The 11,382-nt window shown below is 29.6% G+C and carries 1 protein-coding gene; it reads left to right on the top strand.

All coding sequences use genetic code 11. The features are described 5' to 3' along the window. Positions 1-440 precede the first annotated feature (440 nt). On the top strand, positions 441-11,382 hold a 10,942-nt coding region (locus MBCUR_RS08640; protein ID WP_067092509.1), incomplete at its 3' end, for a DUF11 domain-containing protein.

Here is an 11,382-nt window from a genome sequence, read left to right as displayed (position 1 = left end):
ATAGATGTTTTTATAAAAAATAAATAATTAAATATAAATATAATTAATAAATAAGTCCTATTAATTAAATAAGTCATATTAATTAAATAAGCCTATTAATTAGTTAAATTTGAATTAAATATTTAAAGAATAATAAAAATTAAGCATTTAAAATAATTATTTTTAATGAATAGGTCATATTAAAATAGAATTTTATTAAATATTTATATTTATTTTTTATAATAAAATCTATTATATGTTATAAATATAATTTTAACTTAATTTTAACTTAATTTTAACTTAATTAACTAATTTAGAAACTTAGATTTTCAAATTGTTACACAGCCATTAGGTATGAAAAATGATTATATAAGTTTATTATAATTACATTTTTTTTATATATATTATATTTGTTTACAAATAGAAATGATGGTGTGTAAACAAATTTGGAGAAGATATAAATGGTTTATTATGTTAAAAAAAGCTCGTTGAAAATAATATTTGCACTTTCAATTTTATTGCTTTTTGTAATTAGTATACAATCTGCTAGTGGTGCTATTACTATTGATCCTAGTTATTCTGGTGGAATTCAAGCAGCAATATCTGCTTCTTCTGATGAAGATATTTATTTAAATGAGGGAGTTTATAGTGGTACTGGTAATTATAATATCTCTGTTAGTAGCAATAGGAATTTTTACGGAAATGGAAGCAATGTTACTATTGATGCCAGTGGAATGGATAGAATATTTAACATAACTGCTAATAATACGAATGTAACATTTACAAACATAATATTCCAAAATGGAATAGCTTCAAATGGTGGAGCAATAAATAACCAGGCTGGAGGCACTAAGATAACAGTTATCAATTGTACATTTATTAATAATTTTGCAAGTGTTAATGGTGGTGCTATCTACAATAGTGGTGTTAATTTTAGTGTGGTTGGTTCTAATTTTACTGGTAATAATGCATCTAGTTATGGTGGTGCTATTTATAATACTGGTGTTAATTTTAGTGTTGTTGGTTCTAATTTCACAGGTAATAAAGTAACTAATATTGGTGGTGCTATTTATAGTACTGGTGTTAATTTTAGTGTTGTTGGTTCTAATTTTACTGGTAATAATGCATCTCGAGATGGTGGTGCTATTTTTAATAGTGCTTCTGGTGTTAATTTTAGTGTGGTTGATTCTAATTTCATGGGTAATACTGCTGGTTATGGTGGTGCTATTTTAAATGGTGGTGTTAATTTTAGGGTGGTTGGTTCTAATTTCACAGGCAATAATGCAACAATTAATAATGGTGGTGCTATTTATAGTACTGGTGTTAATTTTAGTGTGGTTGGTTCTAATTTTACTGGTAATAATGCATCTAGTTATGGTGGTGCTATTTATAGTACTGGTGTTAATTTTAGTGTGATTGATTCTAATTTCACTGGTAATAAAGCAACTATAAATGGTGGTGCTATTTATAGTACTGGTGTTAATTTTAGTGTGGTTGGTTCTAATTTTACTGGTAATAATGCATCTAGCAATGGTGGTGCTATTTATAATTCTGATACTTTAAACATTAATTATGCAAATTTTAATAATAATACTGCTTATTATGGTGGAGGAATTTATACAATAAATAAAACTACTATTAATAATTCTGAATTCAAAAATAACTCTCAAGCCATTGGGACTGGTACACTAGAATTCCAAATACATGACAGTAATATATCCAACAACACAATTGCAATCCAATTTTGTTATAATGATTTATCTTTTTCAGTATACGACTTTACAATTAATGGAACTAAGATACTTGACAATGACTACTTCTATGGAATAAGTGGTAATCGTAGTAATTATACTTTCTTAAAAGAATCTGTCTTGAATGATTATAATATAGGGTTTATAATTTTTACTGCTAATCCTAATATATATACTATGGATAATAGGGTTATTAATTCTAATATTTCTAATCTTTCAGGTGTAGCTATTACTGTAAACACTAGTGCAAGAAATAATATTCTTTCTAATCTTACTTTAACAAATGATAATATATCTATTTTACTTTTAGGATACAATACTACTGTTCTCAACTCTACAATCACTAATAATACAGTAGGTATTAATATTACTGGAAATATGAATAATATTACTGGAAATAATATATTGAACAATACTAATCCTATATATATTAATAATGGTGCTACAAATACAGCTATTAATTTTAATCGTATTGTTAACAATCCTATTGCTTCTTATTATCTTATTAATAATGGTTCTAATACCAATGCTAACTACAACTGGTGGGGTCAAAATACAAACATTGCTGATCTTTATTCTAATACAGGGTCTATTGTTTTAAATAATTGGTTTGTTTTAACCCTTTATTTGAATACTATTGATATTAATGCAAGTTTTACAAATAGAACTGAAAATTATCTTAAATACACTAATCTTAATTTTTATTATATTTTAGCTTTAAATGTTGCTGTTAATGGGATTAATGCTTCAAGATTACCTGTATTTTCAGTTGATCTTATTCTCAACTCTGGTGGATCTAATTCATCTGTAACTCAGGATTGGAGGAACCTTTATAGTTCTCCTACTATTCAGTTGACTAATTCTTCTCCTAATGCTACTATTTATGGCTTAATTGATTATGAAAATGTTTATTTGGCTTTAATTGGTATTGATCCTGTTTTGGATGTTTATGTGAATTCTACTGGTGGAAATGATAACAATAATGGAAGTAGTTGGGATTATGCTCTTCAAAGTATTGAGGCTGCTTTAAATATAATTTTTAATGGTGGTACAATACATATTGCCACTGGTAACTACAACAACAGTTACATTCCTAACAACGGTATTTTAATGAATAATACTGGTTTATCTATTTCTAAAAATCTTACTTTCTTAGCTTACACAAGTTTAGGTGAAAATCCTGTTGATCATGAATTAGATGTTGTACTTAATGCTTTAAACAATTCCACTATCTTTTATTTAAATAATAATGTTTATGTTAGTTTTATTAATATGAGTTTTGTAAATGCTAATGGATCTAATGGTGGTGCCATTTATGGTGGATCTACAACTAATATAACTGCTATTAATTCTAAGTTTATTAACAACAGTGTAAGTGTTTCTGGTGGTGCTATTTATGCTACTGGTCTTTTAACTGTACTTGATTCTATTTTCATCAATAATAGTGCAGGGAATCAGGGTGGTGCAATTAGGTCTACTGGCATTATTTTTGTTTTAAATAATTCAAATTTATCAGATAATCGTGCTTCTAGTGGTGGAGCTATTCATAATGGAGGATCTAGTGGCTCAATTTTAAATTCTGCTTTTAACAATAATTTCGCTACTCAAGGTGGAGCAATTAGACATACTACTGGTGGTTTAAGTATTTATAATTCTAATTTTACTAACAACCTAGTTCAAGAGACCACAAACAATAATGGTGGTGGAGCAATATGGAGTGGTGGTTCTAATTTAAACATTAATAAATCATACTTTGAAAACAATAGTGTTGAGGGAAATGGTAGTAACACTGGTGGTGGAGCTATTTATAATACTGTTACAAAGACTGTAATCACTGATTCTATCTTTATTAATAATTCTGCTCTTGGTAACAGTAATGCCAATGGTTATGGCGGAGCTATTTACAATAATAATGTTGCTGATTTTAATGTTACTGGTTCTTATTTTAAAAGCAACAATGTTAGTAACTATGGCGCTGCTATTTACAATACTGGAACTAATTTCAATTTAAATAACTCTGTATTTGATTCTAATTCTGCTAGATATGGTGGTGCTATTTACAATTTGGCAAATAATTTTACTGTTTTCCAATCTAATTTCACAAATAACACTGCAAATCTTGGTGGTGGTATTTATAATACTGGTGGTTCTAGTTTTAAAGTTAATAATTCTATATTTGCAAACAATACTGCAACTAGTAATGCTGGAGCTATTTATAATGCTGGTGCTTTTAACTTCACAATCACTGTTTCTGACTTTATTAATAATTCTGCAAAAGGTATAGGTACCAACAATGGTGGTGGGGCTATTTATATTACTGGAAATAGTTCAAACAACTTTACTATTAAGAATTCTAGATTTATTGACAATAAAGCTGAGGATGATGGTGGGGCTATTTACCAACAACTAGCTTTTAATTTAACTGTAATCAATTCAGAGTTTATAAACAATTCTGCAGTGAATAATGGTGGGGCTATTTACAACAATGGTAGTTATTGCAATGTTAACAATTCTAATTTCACTAATAACTCTGCTGATTTTGGTGGTGCTATTTTCTTGGATCTTCCTAATCAAATAGGTCTTGTATATCTTGGTTCTGGACAAGGGAACTATGCATATGGTTATTCTGGTAGTTTTTCATTTGTTGGAACTGGTAGTGGTAGTTACACTAATACCTTAAACAACTACACTAGTTCTAACTGGTACTTCTATGTTGGTCCAGGTAATGGTAATTATACAGCTATGACATTAGGCTCTTTAGTTTTGATAAATGTTGGAAATGGAAATGGAGATTATGGAAACATTGTTTTACCTAGCTATTTCTTAACAAGTAATTCTACTTTTAGTAATAATTCTGCGAGTAGTGCTGGTGCTGGTGTTTTCATTAAGGGTAACACTAGTTCTATTTTGAATTCTAATTTTACTAATAATTCTGCACCTAATGGTGGAGCTATTTATATTGTTGCTCCTTATGCTATTATTGATAATTCTAATTTCATTAATAACTCTCATGCTATTGGAACTGAAACTACTAGCTTTAGTTTAACAAATAATAAAATAATAAATAATAATATTGCTCTTCAGTTTTTACTTACTGGTAATCAGAATTATGATGTTGGTGGATTTACTGATATTAACATTATATCTAATAATAATTATTCTGTAGCTATTAGTGGTAGTAACAATCTTGCTAATAGGACTAATTATACTATTTCAGATCCATTTAGTTCTTATGGTAATATAAATGGAATTATTTTTACTAATGGACTTAGTGGTATTAATTCAATGGGTAATATTATTAAAGACTCTAATATTAGTGGTTTTGTAAATGGAGTTGCTGTTGTATTTAATACAAGTTCTAACAATAATATTATCAACAACTTAACTTTATATAATAACCAATATAGTGTTAGTGTAAATGGTTTTGATAATAATATTACACGTAATAATATTATAAATTCAAGTGTTAATGGTATTTTAGTTAATACTGGTGCTGATTCTACCATTATTAGCTACAATAGAATTTATAATTCTACAGGTTATAATTTATATAACAATGGTACCAACACAAATGCTACCTTGAATTGGTGGGGGCAAAACAATATTACTGGACTGTATTATACTAATAATATTGCTAATCTTGATTTAAGTAACTGGTATGTTGTTCAACTAGCTTTAAATTCTATAGTTAACACTACTACCAATCGGACTGAAAACTATCCTAAAAGCCAATGGGCTACTTTATCTTATGAACTAGTCTTATCTGACTCTAGTGTTCCTAACACTCTTTCACTCTTACCTGATTTCAATGTCTCTATTACTTTAAATAATAATACTTCTGACTTCTACTACAATCAAAGTGCTAAAAATAGCTATTCAAACTCTACTGTTATGTTGACTGACTCTAGTGAGAGTGCTAAAATCACTGCTCTAGTTGATGGTGAAGGTATTTTCTTAGAACTTGTTAAGGTTGATTATAGTAATGGTCTTTATGTTAACTCCTCTTGGGTCAATCCAGGATATGGATCATCTTGGGATGAAGCTCTTTTAAATCTTTCTGCAGCTCTTCAAATGATTATTGGCAATGGATTAACTAATTGTGTTATTCATATTGCTGGTAGTGAAAGTGGGGCTGTGGATTATATTTATGGTAGTTCTACTTCTTTTGGTGGTTCAAATACAAATATTACTCTTAACCATACCTTTGATAATTTAACACTTAGTGGAGAATATGGTTCACCTGTTTTCAATGGTGAAGGATTATATAGAATATTTAATATTGTTGCGGATAACATTACAATAGCCAATATTACATTTATAAATGGTAATTCCAATGTGTCTTATGATGATAATGGTGGTGCTATTCATAATGGTGGTCGTAATTTGAGTGTTAGTAATTCTAATTTCACTAATAACACTGCTAGTCAGTATGCTGGTGCTATCTATAATAATATGAGTGCTAATTTGATTGTTAGTGGTTCTAATTTCACTAATAATAGTGCTGGCAGTGGTGGTGCTATATATTCTATGGGTACTCTTAATGTGACCAATTCTATTTTTATTAATAACTCTGCATCTGCTTATGGTGGAGGTGTTAATATGGAAGCCATTGGTGGTGGTGCTATTCATAATGCTGGCGGTAATTTTTCTGTGTTGAATTCTAATTTTACTAATAACTCAGCTTATGTTGGTGGTGCTATTATTAATCTTGGTGGTAATTTTTCTGTGTTGAATTCTAATTTTACTAATAACTCAGCTAATATTAGTGGTGGTGCTATTTATAATATTGAATCTAGTTTTCACATAGAGAATTCTACTTTTAGTTATAATAAAGCTTTTGGTCCTGGTGGCTCTGTTCCTTTGGATGGTAATGGTGGTGCTATCTTTAATCATAATGATTCTAATTTTAATGTGAGCAATTCTAATTTCATTGGCAATAATGCAACTTTTCGTGGTGGTGCTATCTTTAATGATAATGGTTCTAATTTTAATGTGAGTAATTCTAATTTCACGGGCAATAATGCAACTTATGGTGGTGCTATCTTTAATTATGACATTGACTTTACTGTGCTTTTTTCAAAGTTTACTGATAATAATGCAGCTAATGGTGGTGCTATTCTGAATCATGCTGATAATTTTGATGTGCTTTTTTCAGAGTTCACTGGTAATAATGCAACTTACGGTGGTGCTATCCATAGTACTGGTGATATTTTTGATGTGATTAGTTCTAATTTCACAGATAATGTTGCAGATCATAGTGGCGGTGCTATTTATACTATTAGTGGCCATAATTTTTATGTCAACGATTCTAATTTTATTGCTAATAATGCAACTTTTGGTGGTGGTGCTATCTTTAATGATATTGGGGTTAATTTTAGTGTTATTGGTTCTAAGTTCATAAATAACAATGCTGGATCGCAGGGTGGTGGTGCTATCTTTAATAATATAGGTGGTCTTAATTTTAGTGTGATTGGTTCTAACTTTACTGGTAATAATGCACCCCAAGGTGGTGCTATTTATAATAATGATGGAAATGACTTCAGTGTCTCTGACTCTAATTTCAATGGCAATAATGGAACTACTGGTGGTGGTGCTATCCTTAATCATGTAGGTGCTAACTTTAATGTGAGTAATTCTACTTTTACTGATAATAATGCACCTTATGCTGGTGCTATATGGAATGAGAATGGTGTTAATTTTAGTGTGAGTGATTCAGAGTTTAATGGTAACAATGCAAGTTACTATGGTGGTGCTATCTTTAATAGTAATGGTGGTCTTAATTTTAGTGTGATTGGTTCTAATTTTACTAATAACACTGGAGTTCTTGGTGGTGCTATCTTTAATGATGGTGTTAATTTTAGTGTGAGTGGTTCAGAGTTTAATGGCAATAATGCAACTTATGGTGGTGCTATCTTTAATAATGATGATATTAATTTTGGTGTAATTAATTCTAATTTTACTAATAACACTGGAAGTATTGGTGGTGCTATATATAATGGTGGTGTTAACTTTAGTGTTAATGATTCTAGTTTTGTAAACAACAATGGAACTAGTGTTGGTGGTGCTATCTACAATGGCGGTAATAATGCGGATGTAATTAATTCTAATTTTACTAATAACACTGGAGGTGCTGGTGGTGCCATTTATAATGGTGGTGTTAACTTTAGTGTTAATGGCTCTAGTTTTCTAAACAACAATGGAACTAGTGGTGGTGGTGCTATATATAATGGTGGCAATAATGTAGATGTGATTAATTCTAATTTTACTAATAACACTGGAGATGTTGGTGGTGCTATTTGCAATATTAATGGTGCTAGTTTTAATGTGAGTACTTCTACCTTTACTAACAACACTGCAATAAATGGTGGTGCTATCTACAATTATGGTGGCACTAATTTAAGTGCTAGTGATTCTACTTTCAATAATAATAATGCTAGTGCTGGTGGAGCTATTTATAATAATGGTCTTAATACAATTGTTTCTAATTCTAATTTTACAAAGAATCAAGGAAGCTTAGGTGGAGCTATTTATAATAATCAGAATATTAATGTTACAGATTCTGAATTTATAAACAACACACAAGGTTTCACTACAACTAAAACTACATTTAACTTAAAAAATAACAATTTCGCAAACAATACAATAGCTATTGAATTTGCATTAAGTAATGAAAATTACACTATAAAAGATTTAAATAGTACTAATAATATTTCAAATAACACATATGCCATTGGTATAAGTGGAACTAATAGTAACTACACTGTTAATGATTCATTTATAAAAAACAACAATGGGTTTATATTTACACAGTATGCGGGTAATAACCAAATTCTTAATTCAAATATATATAATTACAGTGGAATAGCTATTACTATTAATGGAACTAAAAATAGTATTAACAATCTAAACATTACTAATAATGAAATAGCTATTTTAGCTATTGGAAATAATTCAACAATAACAAGTTCTAATATTTTAAATAATATTCAAGGAATCATAGTTAATTCTTCATCTTTTAATACTATAATTAACTACAATAGACTTGTAAACAATTCAGTAATAAGTTTAAATAATATTGGCACTAATACCAATGCTAACTTGAATTGGTGGGGTCAGAATAATATAACTGGTCTATACTCAGGAGTTACAATAGACAATTATTATGTAATGAAAAATTATTTAAATGGTGCTAATGGTAGTATTTACAATATTACTCAAAATTATCCATATTACACTTTTGCTATTTTATCTTATAACTTTACTTTAAATAATTCATCAGTAAGCAATAATCCTTTACTCTTACCTTACTTTGTGGCTAATGTTACCTTTGGTCATCCTGATGGAACAGAAGAGCAAGGATACTATGATGATGCAAGAATTAGTAATGCTTCATTTAATGTTACTTTAACTCATTTAAATAACACTGCATATATTAAATCTGGTGGAGACAATGAAGACCCTATCTACCGCCTTACTGCCTACAGTGAATTTAATTTAACTGTAAATAAAACAGCAAACATTAATGGACTAAGCACCACTAATGGAACTGTTTTAAACAATCAAACTTTTAACTACACTATAAATGTAACAAATAATGGCTCTGGAGATGCATATGACTTAAATATCACAGACTTACTTAATTACAGCCATTTAGAACTATTGGAAGCTATTGTTACAAGTGGAACATACAACAATCTTACTGGTGTTTGGGAACTAAATCTTACAGCTGGTGAATCTGCCCTTTTAACTCTTGTAGTTAGAGCAAATAACTCAGGATTTGTCATCAACAATGCTAATGTAACAACCCTTGATAACAACACAGGTGACAATTTATCACAAGCAAATATCACTATATTAGCTGCTGTTAATTTAAATATTACAAAAAAAGTCAATGCTTCACAGCTTATATTTAATGGTGAAGTTTTAAAATATATTATAACAGTTACCAATAATGGTCCTGACAATGCTACAGGTGTAAACTTAACAGATATTCTACCAAACAATTTAACTTATTTAGACTACTCTTCAACTCCAGGAACAAGTTACGACAACAACACAGGAATTTGGATCATAAATAATATTACAAATGGAGACACAGTTGTCTTAAATATCACAGTTAAAATCAATGGCTCAAATATAACAATTAACAACACAGTTAACCTAACAACCATAGACCAAGTCAATACAGGAGACAACAGCTCATTTATAGAAATTACCTCCTTTGAAAATGTTAATCTAACCATAACTAAAACAGTTAATATCACTGGAGATGTTATTAACGGATTAACCATTAATTACACCATAATAGTTAATAACACAGGTACTGATGATGCTGTAGATGTCTATGTTGATGAAACCTTACCTAGTCAGCTAGTTTATCAATCACATACAGAATCTCCTCAAAGTACATTCAATCCTACCACAGGTATTTGGCACATTAATGAAATTCCAATTGGTCAATCTGCAAGCTTAATTATAACTGTTTTAGTAAATGGAACAGGAACCATTACAAACAATGTTAGTTTAAACACAATCCAAAACAACTCTGGTAACAATTATTCAGAGGTAAGTATCAATGTTTTACCATCTGCAAATATTTCCATCAGTAAAACAGCTAATGTTACAACTATTTTAAATGGTCAATATGTAAATTACATAATAAATGTTACAAACCATGGAAACAATGCTACAGACATTAATATTACAGACATTCTAAACTCCAAATTAATATTTGACCAAACCAATGGAACTTACACCAATAATTCTCAAACTATTAGCTGGACAATCACTAATTTAGCTCCAGGAGAATCATATATTATTTCTTTAATAGTAAAAGCCATTGGAACTGGATACATTGAAAACAATGTAACCATCAACAACACAAATATTTCTAACATTGGAGATAATATAAGTAACATAGAAACAATCAATGTCCTTCCAGCTATTAATTTAACTGTTGTTAAGACTGTTAATGTGTCTGGTGTTGTTTTGAATGGTGCTTTGGTTGAGTATACTATTAATGTGACTAATTTTGGTCCTGATACTGCGACTAATGTGAATATTACTGATGTTTTAGATACTAGATTGATTTTTGTTAGTGCCAATGGGTCTCCTACTCGTGTAGGTCAGTCTGTTAATTGGACTATTTCAAGTATTTTGAATGGTGATTCTTATATTATTAGTTTGATTGTTCAGTTGAATGGTACTGGAAATATAAGTAATGTAGCTAATGTTACTGGGTCTGATCAGAATAATACTGGTAATAATAGTAGTGGTGATAATAATAGTACTGTAAATGTTACTCCAAGTATTAATTTGAGTATTGTTAAGACTGTGAATGTGTCTGGTACTGTTTTGAATGGTGCTTTGGTTGAGTATACTATTAATGTAACTAACCATGGTCCTGATACTGCGACTAATGTGAATATTACTGATGTTTTAGATACTAGATTGATCTTTGTCAGTGCCAACGGGTCTCCTACTCATGTAGGTCAGTCTGTTAATTGGACTATTGCAAGCATCTTAAATGGTGATTCTTATATTATTAGCTTAATTGTTCAGTTGAATGGTACTGGAAATATAAGTAATGTGGCTAATGTTACTGGGTCTGATCAGAATAATACTGGTAATAATAGTAGTGGTGATAATAATA

The sequence above is a fragment of the Methanobrevibacter curvatus genome (assembly GCF_001639295.1).
Taxonomy (GTDB): Archaea; Methanobacteriota; Methanobacteria; order Methanobacteriales; family Methanobacteriaceae; genus Methanoflexus; species Methanoflexus curvatus.
This window is presented reverse-complemented; position numbering and strand designations above follow the sequence as displayed.